The organism is Nocardia sp. NPDC050175, from assembly GCF_044459885.1.
Taxonomy (GTDB): domain Bacteria; phylum Actinomycetota; class Actinomycetes; order Mycobacteriales; family Mycobacteriaceae; genus Nocardia.
This window is the reverse complement of sequence record NZ_JBITJI010000018.1, coordinates 18,467-38,566: the sequence shown is the minus strand read 5'-3', so window position 1 is coordinate 38,566 and position 20,100 is coordinate 18,467. Positions and strand designations below refer to the sequence as shown.

Below are 20,100 nucleotides of genomic sequence, written 5' to 3'. Positions count from 1 at the left end.
GGTGCCGTTGCGCCGGGCGGGCGGTCGCCGATCGCCAACCGCGTACCGCCCGCCCCGCGCGTTCAGCGGCGGGAGCCGCGTTCCCGATAGCCCTGCCGCTGCTGTTTGGCGATGACGCGCCAGTCGCGTTTGCGCTCGGCTTCCAGGCGTTTGTCGGTGCGGGCCGCCATCCAGGCGTTCTCCTTGGCCAGCTTGCGATAGCTGTCGAAGCGCCGCTGGGGGAGTTCACCGTTATCGATGGCGGCCAGCACGGCACAGCCCGGCTCGCCGTTGTGCCCGCAGTCGGCGAAACGGCATCGGGCGGCGAGGGATTCGATGTCGCTGAAGGTCTTCTCGATGCCTTCGGCGGCGTCCCACAGCCCGATCCCGCGCAGGCCCGGTGTGTCGATGAGCGTGCCGCCGTTCGGCAGCGGCCGCAGCTCACGATGCACCGTGGTGTGCCGCCCCTTCTTGTCCGCCGCGCGAACGGCGTTGGTGGCGAACACTTCCTGTCCGAGCAGGGCATTGGCGAGGGTGGACTTCCCGGCACCGGACGGGCCGATCAGCGCGACCGTCCCGTCGAGCATGGCGGCGAGCACGTCCAGCCCGGCGCCGCTGTTCGCGCTCACCACGAGCGCGCTCGCGCCGGGCGCGACGGCCCGCACGTCCTCGATCGGAATATCCACTGCCGCATCGGCTTTGGTCAGCACCACGATCGGTTGCGCGTTGCTCTCCCAGGCCAGCGCGAGCATCCGCTCGATCCGGCCGAGGTCGACGTCCGCGTTCGCCGCCGTGCAGAGCAACACCGTGTCGACATTGGCGGCCAGCACCTGCGCCTGCGAGCGCCCCGACACCGACGACCGCATGATCGCCGACCGCCGCGGAAGCAATTGCCGCACAGTCGATTCGGCATCGATCGTCACCCAGTCCCCGGTGCACAACCCACTGACCTCGGCATCACCCCGAGGACACCGGGCCCGGGCGAGCCCAGCCGAGGTGGCGACATCACATTCGCTGCGATCCATCCGGATGACCCGGGCGGGCACGCAGTTCTCCTCGATCAGCGAGGCGTATTCATCGGCTACGGCTTCAGTCCAGCCGTAAGGAACAAGAAGGTCGTTCTCGACCATGATGGAAGGAGTCTTTCGTTGGGCGCAGAGCCCAACCCGGACTCAGCGACTGACGTATGAGGTGGTGTTCCGTGCGACGGCGTGCGTAAGCACAGCTCGTCCGGGCACGACAATCCGAATGTTCCTAGCCACGGTCAACACCTCCTCGCCTCTCTCGCAGTTGCCCAACTTTGACATGGCTCCGCCACCCGCACAACCGATTTATGACGGCTACGGACGCTGGTCGGGTTTGCCGAATTGCTCGTGCCGGCCGAGGGAGCGCAGGTGGAACCATTCGCGCAGGCCGGCCGGGTCGCGGCGGGTGACCAGGAAGAACCAGGAGAAGCGGATCCATTCCTGGGGGAGCAGCTTGCGCATACCGGGCTGGGACATGAGGTAGCCGCGGTTGCGGTAGGTGAAATAGCGCTTGATCGGGTCGTCCGGGTACTGGGTGTGCATGCGGCCGCCGAGGATCGGCTTGAATTCGTCGGCGCCGTTGGGGTGCAGGTACGCGGTCTGCAGACAGGTGCCGAAGGGCAGGCCGGAACGGACCAGCCTGCGATGCACCTCGACCTCGTCGCCGCGCACGAACAGCCTGAGGTCGGGCACGCCGATCACGTCGACGACCTTGGCGGAGATCAGGGCGCCGTTGAAGAGCGAGGCGATGCCGGGCAGGAAGTCCTCGTCGCCGAGTTCGGACCGCCGCCGCCGCCACACCACGCCGCGGCGCAGCGGGAAGGCGAGCTGATCGGGTTCGTTGATATCGCAGACCACCGGCGACACCTCGACCAGCCCGTGCCGTTTCGCGCAATCCAGCAGGGTGGCAAGCACTTCCGGGCCCTCGGGCCGGCCGTCGTCGTCGGCCAGCCAGACCCAGTCCGCGCCCAGGCTCAGCGCGTGCAGCATGCCGAGCGCGAAACCGCCCGCGCCGCCGAGGTTGTGCGCCGAGCCGAGGTAGGTGGCCTCGATCGGCTGATCACGTACCAGGTCGGCGACCTCGGACTCGTTGGCGTTGTCGACCACGATCAGGTGATCCACCGGACGAGCCTGGGACGCAATGACTTTCAAGGACTCCGCGAGCAGCTCGCGCCGCTTGTGCGTCACCACGACGGCCACGATGCGTGCCCCGGGGCCGGTCTCCGTCGGTCCGTAGCTCTGCGCCCCGGGGCCGACGGAGGCCGGTGCGGCCACCTCGTCCGCTTGCGGCACTACGGTTTTCGAGGCGGAATCGCTGACGGCCCCGGTCGGGCCATCCTGCTCCGGCGCGGAGTCGACCTGGGCATCCGTCCCGGTCTCGATCGGGGTGTCCTGCCCGGTCGGCTCACTCATGCCTGGTTCCGCTCCAGTTCTCGTTCGGTGTCCATGGTCTTTTCGGCTGCCAAGGCCTTTTCGTCCGCCAACTCGCGCAGCACGGTCGCGACGTGGTTGCCCGCGTCCGGACCCTCGTAGGCTCGCACCACTTCTTCGATACCGCCGCGCTGGCGTATGTGTCCGTGATCGATCCACAGCGCGGAATCGCAGAGCTGCGCGAGAAATTCGTTGGAATGACTGGCGAATACCAGGATGCCCGATCGGGCCACCAATTTCTGCAGGCGCAGCCGGGCCTTCTTCATGAATTCGGCGTCCACCGCGCCGATGCCCTCGTCGAGCAGCAGGATCTCCGGGTCGATCGAGGTCACCACGCCCATCGCCAGGCGTACCCGCATACCCGTCGAGTAGGTGCGCAGCGGCATGTACAGGTATTCCTCGAGATCGGTGAAATCGGCGATCTCGTCCATCTTGGCCAGCATCGACTTGCGCGTCTGCCCGAGGAAAAGGCCGCGGATGATGATGTTCTCGTAGCCGGAGATCTCCGGGTCCATGCCGACCCCGAGATCGAATACCGGCGCGACCCGGCCGCGGATGCGCGCGCTACCCCGGCTCGGCTCGTAAATGCCTGCGAGCAGCCGCAGCAGCGTCGATTTGCCCGCGCCGTTGTGCCCGACCAGGCCGACCCGGTCGCCTTCCTGCAGCGACAGCGTGATGTCGTTCAACGCCTCGACGACGACGACATCGGACTGGTTGCGGCCGATCGCGCCGCCCGCCTTGCCGAGGAACGCCTTCTTCAGCGACCGCGATTTGGCGTCGAAGATCGGGAATTCGACCCAGGCATGGCGGGTTTCGATACTCACATGGTCGGTCATCGATGCCCTCCTAAACCCAGTACGGCACGCGCGAGCGGAACTGCTTCATCGCGAAGATGGCGACGAGCCAGCCGACCACGGTGATCGAGCCGACGATCACCCAGTGGTACAGATGCTGGTCCTCGCCGAGTAATGGCGCGCGAACGATCTCCAGATAGTGGAATGTCGGGACGATCTCGGCCAGCTTCGCCCGGTCCCCGACCGCGCCACCCTGCGAGGTCAGGCTTTTCGTGCTCCACATCACCGGGGTCAGCACGAACAGCATCAGCGTGAGGCTGCCGAGGATCGGCGCGATATCGCGGTAACGGGTGCTGAAGATGCCGAACACGATCGACACCCACATGGCGTTGAGGAAGAGCAGTCCGAGCGCCGGAATAGCGAAAATCGCAGTCCAGTGCAGTTTCTCCCAGACGCCGAACGCCACCAGCACCACGAAATAGATCACCAGGTTGTGCGCGAAGAACAGCAGCTGCCGCCAGACCAGGCGATAGACGTGCACGCTCAGCGCGGAGGGCAACTGTTTGATCAGCCCCTCGTTGGCGATGAAAACATCGGCGCCCTCGAGAATGCTCGCGTTGATCACATTCCAGACGATGATGCCGATCGCCACATAGGGCAGGTAGTCCTTGATCGGCTGGTCCAGTAGCGCGGAGTACAGCAGGCCGATCGCCGCCGCCTGTACACCGGTAGCGATGGTGATCCAGAACGGCCCGAGCACCGAGCGCCGGTACCGCTGTTTGATGTCCTGCCAACCGAGCGACAACCATAGTTCCCGCTGCCCGAAACCGACGCGGAAGTCCTTGAACGCGCGCCGATAGGTTTGCGAATCCGAGGGGAACGGTTCGGTGTCCACCGGTTCGGCAAGCGCCGTCGAGGTCTCGCTGGGACTCACCGGACCCTCTTCCGCCGCGCCGTTGTCGTCGGAGCGCACCGCGCTGTCGTCGGAGGGATCGTCCTCCGAGCGCACGGATTCATCTGAGCTGTCATCTGAACGCACTGAGCTCTCTTCGGGACGCCCCGAACCCATGTCCGAGTCGGGGCGGGCGGCAGCGGCGGGCACGGTGCTCGACACTACCCTCGGATATTCCTACCAACCCGCCTGGACGCGGGTCGGGCACCTCACAAATACTGCCCGGACCCGCCGGTCACATGGTTGGCCGGACCGCCGCGTGGGTCGACCGCGTGGATGCCGGGCGGCAGCGCGCCCTGGCGCATCTGCTCCAGTTGCGCTCGCGCGGCCATCTGCTGCGCGAACAGCGCGGTCTGGATGCCGTGGAACAGCCCCTCCAGCCAGCCGACCAGCTGTGCCTGCGCGATCCGCAGCTCGGCGTCGGACGGAATGGCGTCGTCGGTGAACGGCAGCGTGAGCCGCTCGAGCTCGGCGCGCAGTTCCGGGGCCAGGCCCTGTTCCAGTTCGCGCACCGACGACTTGTGGATCTCCTTGAGCCTGCTGCGGCTCGCGTCGTCGAGCGGTGCCGCGCGCACCTCTTCGAGCAGCTGCTTGATCATGGTGCCGATGCGCATGACCTTCGCGGGCTGCTCGACCATGTCGGCGAGCGATTCGCCGGTATCGTCCCGATCGTCCGACTCGTCCTTCTTGTCCTCGTCGGTCACCACCTGCGCGGTGAAGGGCGCGTCCGCCGCGGCCTCCGCTGGGATGACCAACGGGCGGCCGTCCGGTCCGACAACGACGATGTGGTCCGGGGCCTCATCCGATTGCGTCATGGTCCCTATCATGTCGCGTCGTTCCCGAACGCGCTAAGTCGGTGTTCATCGGCCCGCGGATAACAGGCTGCGACCAGGTTGCCCGGTACTCGGCAGCGGGACCCGGTGGCGTTCTATTCTGTTCGGGTCGTGTGGTTCGGATTTGCTGAAAGTCGGTTGCCATGCTGAGTCCCAGGTCGCTGTGCCCCCGCTATGAAGCGGAGGGGAACGCGGTTACACAGGCTCGCCCGCTGCCCTTAGAGTGGCCAACATGACTTACGACGTCGCGAGGGTTCGGGGCCTGATACCGTCCCTCGGCGACGGCTGGATCCATCTCGACCCGCAAGCGGGCATGCTGGTGCCCGATGCGGTATCTCGCGCCGTCTCAACAGGATTCCGAACTTCCTCTTTTTCGCATATCGGTCGTAATGGTGCGGCGGTGCGCAGTGCCGCCATTCTGGACGCGGCCCGCGAGGCGGTGGCGGATCTGGTCGGCGGCGATCCGGCGGGCGTTGTGCTCGGCCCGGATCGGGCCGTGCTGCTCGCCTGGCTGGCCGAATCGCTGAGCTCGCGGCTCGGGCTCGGCACCGGCATCGTGTTGTCCCGGCTGGACGACGAGGCGAATGTCGCGCCGTGGTTGCGGATCGCCAATCGATACGGCGCGCACGTGCGCTGGGCCGAGGTGGAGATCGAGACCTGTGAGATGCCGTCCTGGCAGTTCGAGGAGTTGATCGGGCCCACCGCGCGGCTGGTCGCGCTCACCGCCGCCTCACCGATCGTCGGCTCCGCGCCGGCGGTCCGGGTGGCCGCCGACCGGGTGCACGAGGTGGGCGGCCTGCTCGTCGCGGACGCGTTCGGTGCGGCGCCCTACGCGCTCATCGACATCGATGAACTCAATGCCGACGTGGTCGCGCTCAGCGCGCCCGCCTGGGGCGGCCCGCAGATCGGCGCGCTGGTGTTCCGCGATCCGGCCTTTCTCGACCGGATTCCCTCGATGTCGTTGAACCCCTACGCCAAGGGTGCCGAGCGGCTCGAGGTCGGCGGTCACCAATACGCTCTGCTCGCCGGGCTGACCACCTCGATCGACTTCCTCGCCGGGCTCGACGAGCGGGCGCGCGGCAGCAGGCGCCAGCGGCTGGAAATGTCGATCACCTCGCTGCAGGACTACCACGATCAGCTGTTCGAGCACCTGATGGACGTGCTGGACAAGATCCCGAACCTGACCGTGATCGGCCGCGCCTCCACCCGAATCCCCACTGTCAGTTTCACTCTCGCGGGCATGCAGGCCGAGAAGGTCGCCGCCAAGCTCGCCGACAACCGCATCGGCACCCTCAGCGGCGTGCACGGCGGCAGCCGCCTGCTGGACGCCCTCGGCGTCAACGACGAAGGCGGCGCGGTAACCATCGGCCTCGCCCCCTACACCACCAGGTTCGAAATCGACCAACTCGGCCGCGCCCTCGCCACCCTGGAATAGCGCACTCGCGCTCGGATTCGCCTCCCGCGCAACAACTCTCGCGCTGCGACCGCAGGGCATTTCCGCCGCGCATCGATTCTCGCGCTGCGCTCGAAACGGTCGGCAATTTCCTGCGCGCCAAGCAAATTCGTGCGCCGCGCTGGAGATCGGCAGTGCTGTCGTGCTTACCGCGGGGTTGTTTGCCGCGCCGATTCTTGTGCTGCGCTCGAAGTAGCTGGCGATGTGGTGTGCGTCAGGCCAATTCGTGTGCGGTGTCAGAGATCCTGTACTCGCAGCACAACTTTGCCGAAGGCCTCGCTGGATTCCAGCAGTCGGTGCGCCTCGCTCGCGTCGGCGATCGGGACTTCCGCGTGGATGATCGGGGCGATGGTGCCGTCAGCGACCAGCGGCCACAGGTTCCTGCGCACCTCGGCGATGATCTCGGCCTTGCTGCCGTGGCCGGTGGCCGGGCGGTTGCGCACGTTGGTGGCGTGCACGGTGCCCCACTTGCGCAGCAGCGCAGCGACATTCAGCTCACCGTTGACCCCGCCCTGCATGCCGATGATCGTCAGGTGCCCGAAATTCGCCAGCGCGTCGACGTTGCGGGACAGGTAGGCCGCGCCCATGTTGTCCAGGATGACGTCGGCGCCACCTTCGGCTCGCACCGCGGCGACGAAATCGTCCTCCCGGTAGTTGATCAGCACGCTCGCGCCGAGTTCCGCGCACCGCGCCAACTTCTCGGCCGAGCCCGCGGTGACCGCGACCCGCGCGCCGAGGCTGCGCGCCACCTGGATGGCGTGCGTGCCGATCCCGCTGCCGCCACCGTGAATCAGCAGCAGCTGGCCCGACCGCAGCCCAGCGGTCATGACCAGGTTCGACCACACCGTCGCCGCCACCTCGGGCAGCCCGGCGGCCGCACCGAGATCCAGGCCCTCGGGCACCGGCAGCAGCTGAGTGGCAGGCGCGACCACCTTTTCGGCGTACCCACCGCCGGACAGCAGCGCGCAGACCCGATCGCCGACCTGCCAGTCGTGCACGCCGTCGCCGAGCCCGGCGATCACACCGGAAACCTCCAGGCCGATCACCTCGCTGGCCCCGGGCGGCGGCGGGTAAAGCCCCTGACGCTGCATCAGGTCGGCCCGATTCACTCCCGCGGCCGCGACCTCGATCAACACCTCGCCATGCCCCGGCACCGGATCCGGCGCGTCCGCCCACGCCATCGCGTCGGGCCCGGCGGAACCATTCACCTTGATCGCACGCACGAACTCCATACTGCCCCCGTCCGCCCCGCCGCGAACCGCGGGCCCCTCGCGAGCGCCGGGTTCGATCAGGGCAGATGCTGTCCGCTGACTGATACGTCTTTCCCCACAGCGGGTTTCCGCAGTTGGGGCCGACATAGAATGAGCGGCGTGCATTCCGAACCGAGCGGTCCCGTGGCAGCCGAGCCGAGGTGGCTCTCTCCGGCGCAGCAACGGGCCTGGCGGGCCTATATGGACGGGCACCAGCGTCTGATGGCCACATTGAACCGGCAGCTGCAGCGCGACAGCGAGCTGAGCGTCGCCGAGTACCGCATCCTGGTGCTGCTGTCCGAGGCCCCCGGCCGCGCGCTGCGGATGAGCGAGCTGGCCGACGGCGTGCTCTCCTCCCGGAGCCGCCTCACCCACCAGATCCGCCGCCTGGAGGCCGAGCGCATGGTGCGCCGCAACACCTGCCTCGAGGACGGCCGCGGCGTGCTCGCCGAGCTCACCGACGAGGGCATGCGCCGCCTCGAAGCCGCCGCCCCCGGCCACGTCGAAGCCGTCCGCCGCGACTTCGTCGACCTGCTCACCCCGCACCAGCTAGAGGTCATCGCCGAAGTCTTCGCCCGCATCGATCAGGAAATCGGAACGCGCCCCGCCTGAGCCGTCCGCTACCATCGTGATCCGAGGAGACGTGGCAGAGCGGCCGAATGCACTCGCCTTGAAAGCGAGCGTCGAGAGATCGACCGGGGGTTCAAATCCCTCCGTCTCCGCTGGGTAGGTCGCAGGTCGGGGCTGGTTTTTCCGAACCATCCCCGGTCCTGCGGTTGCTGGTCGAATGGCTTTGGTGCGACGGAACCCGTTGTGCTCGAAGCCGTTTGCGGGCAGGATCCGGTCGTGTGATGAACAGACGACTCCATGGATCCATCCTGCTCGCCGCGTCCGTCGCGGCCGTGACATTCGCACCCTTTACCGCCGCCCCCGCGATCGCGGCGTCACCGTTCAAGGCCCCTGAGGTCACCTTCGAGGTCACCGCGCCGGGAACGGTCACGGCGACCCTGCACAACACGAACGATCGCGGCCAGTGCTGGGCGGAAGCCGGCGTCGGTCCCGACAAGAACCACGTCTTCTTCGGCGAGGGCAAGCTGGAGTCGCTGGCCCAGCCCGGCCAGACCATCAAGACCTCGCTCACCGGCCTCGAGCCCGGCTCCACCATCACCGCACGGGGCGGGTGCGCCGACACCAGCCCCGCAGGCGGATACGAGTTGGGCGCCCCGGTCGACATCGTCGTCACCCCCGCCGCCCCCAAGCCGTCGACCGGCAGCTTCGGCAGCTAGCCTCCTCGGCCGACCGCCACGACGAGCGGCGCAGGTTCCGCAGTCCCCACCGCCGACCCTCGCGCCGCTTGTCGGCGCTCGCCCGTCGCTCCGAAAACGGCAGCGCGTGTTTGCCTCCCGCGCCGCCGGGTAACCGGCCGTCGACTGGGCGGTGGCGTGCTCGCCTTGCGTCGAACGCGACATCGAAGCCATCAAGGACGGGAGACGCCGATGAGCGACGAGGAACGCCGCGCCGACGACGCGACCGAAGCCGACAAGCCGCACGACACCGCGCGGGAAAAGGCCACGGAGACAACCGAAGCCGCTGCCGAGAAGATCGGGCAGGCGCAGGCAGCCGTGAGCCGGAAGACGGCCGAGGCCAAGGCGGCAGCGAGCGAGAAAGCCACCGAAACCAAGGCGGCCGCGAGCAAGAAGGCCACCGCGACCAAACAGGCGGCGAGCAAGCCGGTCGCGCGGACCAAGGAATCCACACGTCAGCCCGCCGCGCCAAGCAAGGAATCCACAGGCCAGCTTGCCGCCGAGGCGAAGGAATTCGTGGGCCAGATTGCCGCGCAGGCAAATGAATCCACGGGCGACCTCGCCGCCGAGGCCAAGGAATCCGCGAACCGCAAGGCAGCCGAAGCACGGGAAGCCGCCAGCCGCGACGTCGTCCAGGCTGCGACGGCCGCACGCGAGCATGCCGAGCAGGCAACGGAATCCGCGAGCCGATCGGCCGCACACGCCGAGCAGGTGCTCGAGGAGACGACTCAGCGGGCCAAGGCGCAGACCCGGGAACTCGCCGACCAGGCCGCAGCCGCAGCACCCGAGCCGGTCGTCGAACGCGGTAGGCAGGCCGCCGACGTGGTCCGCACCCAGCCCGCTGCGGTCGCCGGTGCCGCGGTGCTCGCAGCCCTCACCGTCTGGTGGATCCTGCGCCGACGGCAATCGTGAGGTGACAGCCCCGGGCGGGGCTGACCGGATTCACTCGTCTGCGTCCCCGCTGAAATCCCGGCGGACGAAGTTGGGCCGGATATCGGGATCCGGCGGGTCGTAGTACCGATGGAAGGTCGGCGTCAGCCCCGAGGAGATCGGCGGGTTGATCCAACTCCAATCGGTGGGGCAGGTCCGCCCCGCGGCTTCTTCCCGTTGCACGTGATCGCAGAACTGCTTGGCCACCGTGTGGTGATCGACGATGTACACCCCCGCCTTGCGAAAGCTGTGCAGCACCGCGCGATTGAGTTCGACCAGGGCGGAGTCGCGCCACAGGTTGCGCTCGGATCGGGTGTCCAGGCACATCATTTCGGCGATCAGCGGCAGCATGTTGTAGCGATTGGTGTCGCTGAGATTCCGTGCGCCGATCTCGGCGCCCATGTACCAGCCGTTGAACGGCGCGAACGGGTACGTGACGCCGCCGACTTCGAGGTTCATGTTGGAGACCGCGGGCAGCGCGTGCCAGCGCAGGCCGAGCCCGGCGAACCATTCGAATTCCGGATGCTCGAGTTCCACCTCGCGGGCCAGCTCCGGCGGAATGTCGAACCAGCGGATCGGCTCGTCCGGCGTGCTGATCAGTAGCGGCAGAATGTCGAATGGTGTTCTGGCACCGCGCCATCCGAGCTTCATCGCGAATTCGGTGAGCGTCACATTCGCCGCGTCACCGGTCACCGTGCCGTCGCCGTTGCGGTAGCCCGCGTACCGGATGAGCTGCGGGCTGACGATGCGGAACTCCCGCCCGTCGGGCTGGCGCGGCGGGCCGACCGTGATCATCGATTGAATGGCGCCGCCATTGGTGGCCATCTGCAGGTGCTGCCAGCACACCTCGGCCAGATCGCGCGCGGACCGCACGCGCCGCGCGTCGAGCAATTTGAGTGAGCGCCAATGTTTTCGGCCGACACAGCGGGCGTGGTTGCGCCAGGCGAGCTTGGCGCCGATCAGGATTTCCTCGGCGGTCTGCAGGTAGCCACCGGTTTGTTCGAGCTGCTCCAGCGCGATGCGGCGGCGCTGGGAGGACAGGTGGGCCAATTCCGGCATGCGGAAGAATTCGTCGCACTCGCGTAGCCGGCGTTTCAGGTCGGTGCTGAAAGGCTTTGTGTCCGGCGAGTTTTCGAGCGGTGGTACAGGTAACACAGGATTCACGGTTTTCTCCGGTCGGGCATAGGTACTGCGGTCAAACAGACGAGTTCGAGCGGGAGAATTCGCGTAGGCGCGCAGCCGACACCGTCGCTCGTCGGTGGCCCGCGAGGGCGGTTCGGCGCGGTGATGCCGCGAAATAGCTTCGGCTCGAAGCGAAGTGCGGTGTTCGCGGGACTGTCGCGACTCCGTACCGAGCGGCCGGTCCGCTTGCTGTGCATAAGCGCAGCGAGGTGACCTCGGTGCCGATGGTGCGGATCCACGATCATGCTCGTCCTTGTTCATGCCCGGAAGAGGCCCGGAGAGTAGCGTACGGCGAGTGTGCTGGCAGTGTGCCCAGATTTGCTGGATTTGCTGGGTCGGCCCAAGTCGCGGCCTGAAATCGGGTGTCGTCGAGTCCCATTGACGACGCGCGGCGCTCTGATAGCCAGGGTTTGCTGCGGTCGGAACCGGGTGCCTGATGCGCACGGAACGGGTGACATCGGCTACATCAATGCCGGGCCGACTGTGCTCACCAGATGGGATCGCCGTCGCGGGACGCCGACTCATCGGCGGGCAACGGCGCAGGCAGCGACGCATTCCGGCACCGCCGAAGCTCAAACGTGGCCCTGGTCACATCTGCTGGCGACCCGCTATGGCCGACCGTTTGATCAGGGCATTTCTGGCAGGATGGGTCGCATGCTGTCTCAGCGCAGGGTGCGGCGCTGGGTCTCCAGCGTCTTGGTCAGCGCGGCACTGGTTTCCGGTGCTGTGGCGTTCGGCGCTCCCCAGTTGTCCGCAGCCCCCTCTGAACCATCCAAACCAAGTAGCGGCTCCGCGGACGGCCCGGGCCCGGCCGAGCCGACCACGGACCGACCGGCCAAACCGGCGATCGACCGCATCGAACCGATCAACGATCGGTGGCTGCGGGTCTTCGTCGACTCACCCGCCATGAGCCGCACCGTCGAGGTGCAGGTGCTGCTGCCGCGGGACGCCTCGAAACCGCGGCCGACCGTCTACATGCTCGACGGTCGCAGCGCGAACCCGACCAGCAACAACTGGACCGACATGGGCCACGCCGACCGCTTCTTCGAGGACAAAGACGTCAACGTCGTGCTGACCGTCGGCGGCCCGGCCAGCTTCTACACCGACTGGAAGAAGCCGGATCCGGTGCTCGGCACGAACATGTGGGACACCTTCCTGGCCCGCGAGCTGCCGCCGCTGATCGACGCGAAGTTCAAGGGCAACGGACGCAACGCCGTGATGGGTGTGTCCATGGGCGCCGAGGCCGCGATGATGCTGTCCATCCGGCACCCGCAGCTCTACACCGCGATCGCGGCGCACAGCGGCTGCTTCTCCATGGGCACCGACCTGGGCCAGGCACAGGCCAGGGCCGTGATCGCCACCTATCAGGGCGAGCCGGACAACATGTTCGGCGCGCAGGACGATCCCGCCTGGCTGGACCACGACGTGACACTGCACGCGGAAGCGTTGCGCGGCAAGACGATCTACATGTCCGTCGGCAGCGGCGTGCCCGGCATCCACGACGTGCCCGGCGAACCGGACGTCGACGTGGCCACCGCCATCAGCTTCGGCGGGCCGCTGGAGGCCGCCACCAATGCCTGCACCCGCAGGCTCACCGATCGGCTGCACGCCCTCGGCATCCCGGTGACCGCCGATTTCCGGGCGACCGGAACCCACTCGTGGCCGTATTGGGCCGACGAGCTGGTCCAGTCGTGGCCGGTCGTGGCGGGCGCCCTCGGCGTCTGAGGGCCTAACCCAGGAAGCGTGCGAGCACCGCCGGATCGGTGGCGAAGCTCAGGAACAGGTCGTTCTCGTGCGGATCGCCGGTGGTGATGCGCACCCCGTCGGCGCCGTAGGGCCGAACCAGCACGCCCGCCTCGGCGCTCGCCTCACCGAACTCGGCGCTGCGCTCGCCCAGCGGCAGCCAGACGAAGTTGGTCTCGCTCTGCGGCACCTGGTAGCCCGCCGCCAGCAGGGCGTCGCGCACGCGGTCCCGTTCGAGCACCAGCGTGTGCGTGCGATCCAGCAATTCGTGCCGCGCGTCCAGCGAGGCGATCGCCGCGGCCTGCGCGACCCGGTTCACGCTGAACGGGATATGCACCTTCATCAGTGCCGTGATCACCGCCGGATCGCCCACCGCGTACCCGGCGCGCAGCCCGGCCAGCCCGTACGCCTTCGAGAAGGTGCGCAGCACAATGACATTGGGCCGGGTGCGGCCGAGCTCGATGCCGTTCGGGAAGTCCTCTTCGGCCAGCCGCATGTACTCGAAGTACGCCTCGTCCAGCACGACGAGCACCCGCTCGGGCACCGCGTCCAGGAAGCGGGTCAGCTCGGCCGTGCCGACCGCGGTGCCGGTCGGGTTGTTCGGGTTGCAGACGAAGATCAGCTTGGTCCGCTCGGTGACCGCCGCGGCCATCGCGTCCAGGTCGTGCCGGTAGTCCGGGGCCAGCGGCACCTGAACGGCGGTCGCGTTGCCCACCTTGGTGACGATCGGATAGGCCTCGAACGAGCGCCAGGCGAACAGCACCTCGTCGGTCGGTGCGTCGCAGGTGATCTGCACCAGTTCCTGGCACAGTGCGACGCTGCCGCAGCCGACCGCGACGTTCGCCGGCGTGACGCCGAGAAAATCGGCCAGCGCGGCGCGCAGCTCGACGGCCTGGTTGTCCGGATACCGATTGGCCAACTCGGCCGCCTCGGCGATGGCCTTGGCGGCGGCGGGCAGCGGACCGAAGGTGGTCTCGTTGCTGGCGAGCTTGACCGCGCCGGGATGGTTGCGGCCTGGGACGTACGCCGGAATCGAGTCGAGGTCCGGCCGGGTTGACGCTGTCACACACCAACCATAGGTGGCCTGGTGCAAAGCCTGACTCGCGTACCGAAAAATCTGTGGCCGATGGGCCCTCAACAGCAATTTCTACCGAAGATCAGGAAGTCGCCCTACGCTGGTTTCATGTCGGGCACCTACAACGACCTAGCCCCCCTGCGCTGCGACGACCGGTCGCCGGGACCTGCGACAGACTCGATAGATCGGGCCGCCGATACCCAGGTGCCCATCATCGTGGTCGAACCCGAGGGCAATGCCCGCGGCGGCATCGTGATGCTGCACGAAGCCCGCGAGTTCACCGGCTCGCTGCTGGCTCTGATGAGCGCGCTGGCCCTGGAGGGCTGGACGGTGGTCGCGCCCAACCTGTTCCATCGGTCGAGTCGCGAGTCGGCCGTCGAGGTGTTCGGCGACGAGCTCTTCGACGACTTCGACGCCTGCTTCGACTGGCTGACCCGGCACGGTGTGTTCCCCGACACCATCGGCGTGCTCGGCTTCGATTCCGCGGGCACCGCCGCGTTCCTGGTCGCCACCAACCGTCCGGTCGGCGCGGCCGTCAGCGTCGCGGCACCCGGCATCATCGAGCCGCTCACCGACCAGGCCGACGCCCTGGTCCGGGTCGCCCCGCACCTGCAGGCGCCCTGGCTCGGCCTGTTCGGCACCGACGACCCGGCCACCCCGCCGGTCGAGGTCGAGCGACTGCGCGATGCGACCGGCCGTGCCGCCGTGGCAAGCCTGGTCGTCAGCTACCCCGGCCTCCGCCATCGCGCCGACCATCCGGCCACCGAAGACGACTACGGTCTGGTCGACTCACAGACCCGCATTTTCGACTGGTTCGACAGCAACTTACGCTGATAACCAGCCGTTTTGCGATCTGGACAAGGGCTACTGTAATCTTCATGCTCGGCGGTTCGAAAGGACCGGTGCCCTCGAAGAGAAGGCTCCAGGAGGCGTGCCAGAGCGGCCGAATGGGACTCACTGCTAATGAGTTGTCCCTTCACGGGGACCGGAGGTTCAAATCCTCTCGCCTCCGCCACAACCCGGGAAACCGGTACAACTGAATACCCACGCGGCTGTAGCTCAACGGATAGAGCATCTGACTACGGATCAGAAGGTTGGGGGTTCGAATCCCTTCAGCCGCACATAGATAGAAGACCCCTCCCGGAATCTCGGGAGGGGCCTTCTCGTATGTATGAACGCCTACTCGAACGGGCTGTTTACGTCTCGTCGCACGGATCGCTGTTGATGAGATGAACCGAGCCGTCGACGAGGACGCCCTCCGGGCCGGCGACCGGGAGGCCCACCACGCTGTCGTCGGAATACTGTGCTGCACCGGTGCATATGTCGAAGAGAGACCGGGAGCCTTCCTTCGGTCTCTTCGATGCGTCGTCCGCACACTTCTGGAACTGGATGTAGGTCTTCGACTTGTGCGCACACATCGCTAAGTCTGAAGAATCGACGGCGGTTGCCGGGCCGGCCAGCACGATGCCGAGGGTGCCTGCGGAGGCGACCACAGCAACCAGGACGGGGATCTTGCGCACGCATGTCTCCAATCGTCGAACCGGACCTATCAGGACGCGGGTGCATAAACCCCGCTCGAACGCTGGTGATTCGACACGGGCGCCGCACCGGATGGGTTCGAATCCTGTCAGCCGCACACAGGAAGTACGTATGACGAAATCCTCAGTGCCCTAATGGATTCCATGCGATCGATGCTCGTGTGCGAGGTTGCGGCTTACCTACGTGTGGTCTGTTCGGAATGCTCTGCGGTAGGCGCCGGGTGTGGTGCCGAGGGCGCGTAGGAAGCGTCGGCGGAGGTTGGTGGGGGAGGAGAGGCCGACGCGGCGGGCGATGGCGTCGAGGGGGAGGTCTGAGGTTTCCAGTAGTTCTCGGGCGACGGCGATTCGCTGGGCGAGTAGCCACTGGCCGGGGCCGATGCCTAGTTGGTCGGTGAATCGGCGGGCGAGAGTGCGGGGGGAGACGGCGGCCTGGGTGGCCAGGTCCTCGACGGTGAGTGGGTCGCCGAGTCGGGCGGTGATCCATTCCAGTAGTGGTGCTAGTGAGCCATCGATCTGGGTGGGGTGTGGCGGTGCCGCGTATTGCAACTGTCCGCCCTCGCGGTGCGGCGGCATGACCATGCTGCGGGCGACCTGTGCGGCGTAGCCGGCTCCGTGGTCTGTGCGGACCAGGTGCAGGCACAGGTCGATGCCCGCTCCGGCGCCGGCGCTGGTGGCCATGTCGCCGTGATCGACGTAGAGCACGTCGCGGTCGACGGATATGGCGGGGAAGCGTTCGGTCAACTCGTCTGCTCGGGCCCAGTGGGTGGTCGCCCGGCGTCCGTCCAGCAGGCCGGTGTGTGCCAGCGCGAAGACGCCGGAGCAGATGCTGACCAGCCGCGCGCCGCGGGCGTGCGCACGTTGGAGGGACCGGATTACGGCCGGGGAGGGTGCCTCCTCAGTAGGTAACCATCCGGGGACGATCACGGTGTCTGCCTGGTCGAGCGTGTCGAGTCCGTCGGTTACGAACATGGCGTATCCGGCGTACGTCGCGACGGGGCCGGGGTGCTCGGTGCACACGCTGAATGTGTATCGGGTCGGCAGCCCGCCGCGTTCGATCCCGAACACCTCTGCCGCGCAACCGAGTTCGAAGGTCGACTGCGGCGGGTGGACTAGCGCGACGACACGGTGCATGGCAGAAAAGTACCCTGAGATGTCATTTCTGACACTCGGCAGCGGCACTCGGTGCGGCAAGGCTGGCTGCATGACAACAGACCTGAACATGGCCGGCTACGAATGGTCGGCCGCGCAGGACGCTCCGGTTCGCGAGCTCTTCCCCGGGATTCGCTCGCGTTCGCTGTGGCTCGGCGGTAATGGAGCGAAGGCGTATCTGCTCGAGATGGACCCGAACTCCTGCTGGCAGGGAATCGACGTACATGAACCGGGGCCCGAGGAGGTCTTCGTGGTGTCCGGAGTGTTCAACGACGGGGTCAGGGACTATCCCGCAGGCTCCTTCATCCATGCCCCGGCGGGTTCCTCGCACATTCCGCAGACGACGACAGGTTGCACGCTGTTCGTCTTTTATCCCGAGGGCTAGCGCTACTGCCAATGGAATTGGGGTCAGCGAAGCTGAAACTTCCGGATGGAATCGGCCGATACATTGCTGCGATGGTCCAACGAACGGAGATCGGAATGACAGCAATCTGGCGCCGCATCATCAGTAGTTCGGCCCTCCTCGGCCTAGCGGCGGCCGCCGTCGTCGCCACCGCCGGTTCGGCCGCGGCCGAACCGAGGGACTGCGTCCTTGATCGGTCGTTGACCGGCGCGACCGGCTTCTGCCCCGGCGGCGACGGGTATTTCACGGTGGAAGCCGACTGCATCGGCGTCTTCGTCACCCCGGGCGGTGTGGGTGTCGGCCCGTACCGGCAATCGAGCCAGCGCAACGCTTACGCGGGCCCGCACCCCGAAATGGATGCGACGCAGACCCACCCGAGGGCCGAGTGCAACGAGTTCATCACCGGACACTTCGGCATCGCCACGGACGCTCGCCTGTACGAAACCTTCCGCTGACCAGTCGGCTCAACACATGCCGCTTACCGATGGAGAGACCATGCGACACCGCAACTGGCTCGTTCGGGTACCGATCGCCGGGGCGCTGCTTGTCGGCGCGCTCCTCGCAACCAACGCGACAGCCACGGCAGACGACGCCCTCGGCACCCAGCTGGGCTACACCAACACCCTCTGCTACGACCCACTCACCTTCGCGACCATCACCGGTAATGCGGGGAACCGTCCCGACGTCGGCGGCCCGGGTGGCGCCAGCGTTTGGTACGGCATCCAGCATTACCTGTTCGTCTACCCACCGTGCACCGTGACCGTCTTCGCGAACTGGCGCAATCTCGACACCGGCGATTCCGGCTCCGTGCCCGTCCTGGTAAGCGGCGGTTGGGGATTCGCACTTCCGGCGAATCCCGGCGCAGTCGGCCGCGCTGACCTCCCCACCGGGCGCGGTCGAATCAGCATCACCACCACGACCGACCGGGCCCATCAGGCCGGACCCGCCTACGAGTTCACCGTTCGCTGACGCGAGCCACCACAAGGCCCCGCCCCTCGAATCTCGGTGAGGGGCGGGGCTTTTCGCTCGCGATGAGCTACTTCCAGGCGGGCAGGACGGGCAAGTCGCCGGTCAGATCGGCACCGTCCGACCGGCCGAGCAGCCAGGCGGCGAGCGACGCGGCCGGGCCGACGACGGTGTTGTCGGGGGAGTCGGCACCGACGATGCCGGTGAAGTCGGTGTCGGTGGCGCGGAGCGCGAATGCCGGAACCGGTTCCGTTGCGGCAGCGGTTATTCGGTTCATATCGACGGTCGCCTGACCGAGCACCCGCGCGACGAACGCAGCGGGCCAATCCGCCGGGGTGTATCCGGTGTTGAGATCGACGTGGTGAATCTCCACCTCCTGCAACCGCATCCACCGCACTTCGCTGGCCGGAATCGGCCGCCCTTGCCGGGTACGGACTTCCGCGTGCCAGGTGTCCTCGGTCAGCGAATTCGCCAGCGCCAACCACCGTTTCGTCGATGCCTCGTTATCAGCGAGCTGCGCCGAGGCAGGGCGAGGCGCACCGGCTTCGATATCGAAGTCCCGCAGATACATACTCGCGTACTGCGGAATCTCCACACCCGTATGCGCCCACAACAGCAGATTGAGCAGACTGTCGGCATTCCGAGCAACATGCGCGAGCACATGCCCGCGACTCCACCCCGGCAACAGCGACGCCTCGGCCGCCTCGTTGTCGCCCAGCTTGCGCATGGTGTCGAGGAGACGGTCGGTCGCCTCGGCCAGGGTGCCGAGTGAGACGGGATCTTCCGCAGCAGCACTAGTCACAGCTGCGACCCTAGCGATCCGAACCTCGGCCCGCCGGTGGAACGTGGCAAGCCGAGCTCGGTATCAGGTGCCGACGATCGCGCCGCTGTTCGGGGTCGGGCAGCTCATTTCGGTCAGAGTGAGAAGGTCGAGTCGAGCCAGATCGACATGGCATCCCGGAATGCCCCGACCCGGCGCTTCGAGATGTAGTCGATCGTTTTCTGCCTGTTCTTGTCGTTCTTGGCGTCACGGACTTCGGGGACCGGAGTCAGCACCTCGACTTCGTTGATCAGTTCGGTCAGGAGCGCGTAGTACTCCTGCCTTTTCTCGGGTTTGCAGAGCTCCAACCGTGACGCGTTGGTCAATTCCTTGGTGTTGAGGACATGATCGCGGGCCTCGCTGATGGGATCCTCCGGCTCAGCGGCCGTCCCGAACGTGACAGGCAGTGCGTCTCGGTAGTTGGAGTCGAGCATGTCCAGCGTTATGTCATCCATTTCTTCGGTGGTGCAGAACGCCTCCTCGAGCTTGAAGATCTTCTGGACATTGGTGGGCGTGTCCATGAAGGTGTCGCGGTAAATGCCCGGCAGTGGCACGATAAGGAGCTTGCCTGCCGCTCTGTCGGCGATCTCGGTCCCGCTGGGCGAGGGATCAGCGGAACCCGTGGGTGCCAGGACCGTCAGCATCGCGGTCGCAGCCACAGCCAGCACGGCCCTGGTCGACTTATGTTGTTTCGACATGGCCGGAAACCATACGTGGTGTGGTTCACAGTCGTTAAGGCGTGGGTCGCCTAGGAAGGTGCTCGGAATGCGTGCTACCGCAGCAGATTCGGGTCGTCAACGCGCTGGCCAGCGGCAACCGCCGCGCGATGGGTCGGGCCTACTCGCTGACGATGGCGTCGGCTTCGATCTCCACCAACAGGGCCGGGGTGATCAGGGCGCTGATCTCGTACATGGAGGTGGCTGGGCGGATGTCACCGAAGACCTCGGCGTGCGCCTTGGCGACCTCGGGCCAGCGGGCGATGTCGGTGACGAAGATGCGGGTGCGGACGACGTCGGCGAGGCTCGCGCCGGCGTCGGTGAGGGCGGTGGCGATGCGGCGCAGGGTTTCCCGGGTCTGTTCGCCGATGTCGTCGCCGCCGACCGCGCTGCCGCCGGTGAGCGAGGCGGTGGTGCCGCTGACCGCGATGGTGTTGCCGACCCGGACGGCGCGGCTGTAGCCGACGATGTCTTCGAACTCGGAGCCGGAGGAGATGTTCACGCGTGTGGTCACGGCGTCAGCATCACACGCGCATCATCGTGGAGCCAATTGCCCA

General features: G+C 67.0%; 22 protein-coding genes and 3 tRNA genes. 12 read left to right on the top strand and 13 right to left on the bottom strand.

Translation table 11 applies throughout. The annotated features are described in order from the left end of the window. Positions 1-62 precede the first annotated feature (62 nt). The 5 genes from rsgA to ACIBK2_RS40890 form a co-directional block, all read right to left on the bottom strand. Positions 63-1,109 carry a ribosome small subunit-dependent GTPase A gene (gene rsgA, locus ACIBK2_RS40910; protein ID WP_396975768.1) on the bottom strand — a complete coding sequence of 349 codons (1,047 nt, stop codon included), beginning with the start codon at positions 1,107-1,109 and terminating at the stop codon, positions 63-65. 210 nt (positions 1,110-1,319) lie between these two features. Beyond that, on the bottom strand, positions 1,320-2,417 hold the full coding sequence (locus tag ACIBK2_RS40905) for a glycosyltransferase (RefSeq protein ID WP_396975766.1): 1,098 nt from the start codon (positions 2,415-2,417) through the stop codon (positions 1,320-1,322). Further along, positions 2,414-3,271 (bottom strand): ABC transporter ATP-binding protein, encoded by an 858-nt coding sequence (locus tag ACIBK2_RS40900; protein ID WP_379282962.1) that lies wholly within the window; start codon positions 3,269-3,271, stop codon positions 2,414-2,416. The genes ACIBK2_RS40905 and ACIBK2_RS40900 overlap by 4 nt, the downstream gene beginning before the upstream one ends. Positions 3,272-3,281: 10 nt before the next feature. Next, a complete protein-coding gene (locus ACIBK2_RS40895) occupies positions 3,282-4,238 on the bottom strand; it encodes an ABC transporter permease (protein WP_396975763.1) in 957 nt (318 codons plus the stop codon). Between the two features lie 152 nt (positions 4,239-4,390). Then, positions 4,391-4,996, bottom strand: coding sequence for a bacterial proteasome activator family protein (locus ACIBK2_RS40890; protein ID WP_396975761.1), 606 nt, complete (start codon positions 4,994-4,996; stop codon positions 4,391-4,393). Between the two features lie 250 nt (positions 4,997-5,246). On the opposite strand from ACIBK2_RS40890, the gene ACIBK2_RS40885 reads away from it, so the two are divergent. Next, positions 5,247-6,449: a cysteine desulfurase-like protein gene (locus ACIBK2_RS40885; protein WP_357379964.1), complete on the top strand. Its 1,203-nt coding sequence runs from the start codon at positions 5,247-5,249 to the stop codon at positions 6,447-6,449. Positions 6,450-6,703: 254 nt separating this feature from the next. Here the strand turns inward: ACIBK2_RS40885 and ACIBK2_RS40880 are convergent, their stop codons facing one another. After that, a complete protein-coding gene (locus ACIBK2_RS40880; protein ID WP_396975759.1) occupies positions 6,704-7,699 on the bottom strand; it encodes an NAD(P)H-quinone oxidoreductase in 996 nt (331 codons plus the stop codon). A 129-nt stretch (positions 7,700-7,828) separates the two neighbouring features. On the opposite strand from ACIBK2_RS40880, the gene ACIBK2_RS40875 reads away from it, so the two are divergent. From ACIBK2_RS40875 to ACIBK2_RS40860, 4 genes are all read left to right on the top strand, one after another. Continuing rightward, positions 7,829-8,329, top strand: coding sequence for a MarR family winged helix-turn-helix transcriptional regulator (locus ACIBK2_RS40875; protein ID WP_379282958.1), 501 nt, complete (start codon positions 7,829-7,831; stop codon positions 8,327-8,329). A gap of 25 nt (positions 8,330-8,354) precedes the next feature. Then, positions 8,355-8,439: transfer RNA gene (locus ACIBK2_RS40870), tRNA-Ser, on the top strand. 129 nt (positions 8,440-8,568) lie between these two features. Beyond that, the gene (locus ACIBK2_RS40865) at positions 8,569-9,003 is read left to right on the top strand and encodes a hypothetical protein (protein ID WP_396975756.1); all 435 of its coding nucleotides are present in this window, start codon (positions 8,569-8,571) and stop codon (positions 9,001-9,003) included. 210 nt (positions 9,004-9,213) lie between these two features. Next, the gene (locus ACIBK2_RS40860) at positions 9,214-9,933 is read left to right on the top strand and encodes a hypothetical protein (protein ID WP_396975754.1); all 720 of its coding nucleotides are present in this window, start codon (positions 9,214-9,216) and stop codon (positions 9,931-9,933) included. 30 nt (positions 9,934-9,963) lie between these two features. Here the strand turns inward: ACIBK2_RS40860 and ACIBK2_RS40855 are convergent, their stop codons facing one another. Continuing rightward, complete coding sequence (locus ACIBK2_RS40855) at positions 9,964-11,049, bottom strand: nitric oxide synthase oxygenase (protein ID WP_396975986.1); 1,086 nt, start codon at positions 11,047-11,049, stop codon at positions 9,964-9,966. 738 nt (positions 11,050-11,787) lie between these two features. On the opposite strand from ACIBK2_RS40855, the gene ACIBK2_RS40850 reads away from it, so the two are divergent. After that, the gene (locus ACIBK2_RS40850; RefSeq protein WP_396975752.1) at positions 11,788-12,858 is read left to right on the top strand and encodes an alpha/beta hydrolase; all 1,071 of its coding nucleotides are present in this window, start codon (positions 11,788-11,790) and stop codon (positions 12,856-12,858) included. A 4-nt stretch (positions 12,859-12,862) separates the two neighbouring features. Here the strand turns inward: ACIBK2_RS40850 and hisC are convergent, their stop codons facing one another. After that, complete coding sequence (gene hisC / locus ACIBK2_RS40845) at positions 12,863-13,942, bottom strand: histidinol-phosphate transaminase (protein ID WP_396975750.1); 1,080 nt, start codon at positions 13,940-13,942, stop codon at positions 12,863-12,865. A 117-nt stretch (positions 13,943-14,059) separates the two neighbouring features. Between hisC and ACIBK2_RS40840 the strand changes: the two genes are divergently transcribed. The 3 genes from ACIBK2_RS40840 to ACIBK2_RS40830 all read left to right on the top strand — a co-directional run bounded on the left by ACIBK2_RS40840 (position 14,060) and on the right by ACIBK2_RS40830 (position 15,072). Next, a complete protein-coding gene (locus ACIBK2_RS40840) occupies positions 14,060-14,785 on the top strand; it encodes a dienelactone hydrolase family protein (RefSeq protein WP_396975748.1) in 726 nt (241 codons plus the stop codon). A 91-nt stretch (positions 14,786-14,876) separates the two neighbouring features. Beyond that, positions 14,877-14,966 (top strand) — tRNA-Ser (locus ACIBK2_RS40835). 33 nt (positions 14,967-14,999) lie between these two features. After that, positions 15,000-15,072, top strand: a tRNA-Arg gene (locus tag ACIBK2_RS40830). Between the two features lie 75 nt (positions 15,073-15,147). Here the strand turns inward: ACIBK2_RS40830 and ACIBK2_RS40825 are convergent. Both ACIBK2_RS40825 and ACIBK2_RS40820 read right to left on the bottom strand, forming a co-directional pair. After that, positions 15,148-15,471 (bottom strand): hypothetical protein, encoded by a 324-nt coding sequence (locus ACIBK2_RS40825; protein ID WP_396975746.1) that lies wholly within the window; start codon positions 15,469-15,471, stop codon positions 15,148-15,150. 198 nt (positions 15,472-15,669) lie between these two features. After that, entirely contained in the window at positions 15,670-16,620 is a 951-nt protein-coding gene (locus tag ACIBK2_RS40820) for a helix-turn-helix domain-containing protein (RefSeq protein ID WP_396975744.1), read from the bottom strand. 70 nt (positions 16,621-16,690) lie between these two features. On the opposite strand from ACIBK2_RS40820, the gene ACIBK2_RS40815 reads away from it, so the two are divergent. The 3 genes from ACIBK2_RS40815 (at position 16,691) to ACIBK2_RS40805 (ending at position 18,010) form a co-directional block, all read left to right on the top strand. After that, entirely contained in the window at positions 16,691-17,023 is a 333-nt protein-coding gene (locus ACIBK2_RS40815) for a cupin domain-containing protein (protein ID WP_396975742.1), read from the top strand. Between the two features lie 95 nt (positions 17,024-17,118). Next, entirely contained in the window at positions 17,119-17,496 is a 378-nt protein-coding gene (locus ACIBK2_RS40810) for a hypothetical protein (protein ID WP_396975740.1), read from the top strand. A gap of 40 nt (positions 17,497-17,536) precedes the next feature. Beyond that, positions 17,537-18,010 carry a hypothetical protein gene (locus ACIBK2_RS40805; RefSeq protein WP_396975738.1) on the top strand — a complete coding sequence of 158 codons (474 nt, stop codon included), beginning with the start codon at positions 17,537-17,539 and terminating at the stop codon, positions 18,008-18,010. Positions 18,011-18,077: 67 nt separating this feature from the next. Here the strand turns inward: ACIBK2_RS40805 and ACIBK2_RS40800 are convergent, their stop codons facing one another. The 3 genes from ACIBK2_RS40800 to ACIBK2_RS40790 all read right to left on the bottom strand — a co-directional run bounded on the left by ACIBK2_RS40800 (position 18,078) and on the right by ACIBK2_RS40790 (position 20,057). Next, entirely contained in the window at positions 18,078-18,809 is a 732-nt protein-coding gene (locus ACIBK2_RS40800) for a maleylpyruvate isomerase family mycothiol-dependent enzyme (protein ID WP_396975736.1), read from the bottom strand. Between the two features lie 113 nt (positions 18,810-18,922). Further along, positions 18,923-19,525 carry a hypothetical protein gene (locus ACIBK2_RS40795; protein WP_396975734.1) on the bottom strand — a complete coding sequence of 201 codons (603 nt, stop codon included), beginning with the start codon at positions 19,523-19,525 and terminating at the stop codon, positions 18,923-18,925. 139 nt (positions 19,526-19,664) lie between these two features. Then, positions 19,665-20,057, bottom strand: coding sequence for a RidA family protein (locus tag ACIBK2_RS40790; protein ID WP_396975732.1), 393 nt, complete (start codon positions 20,055-20,057; stop codon positions 19,665-19,667). Positions 20,058-20,100 lie beyond the last annotated feature (43 nt).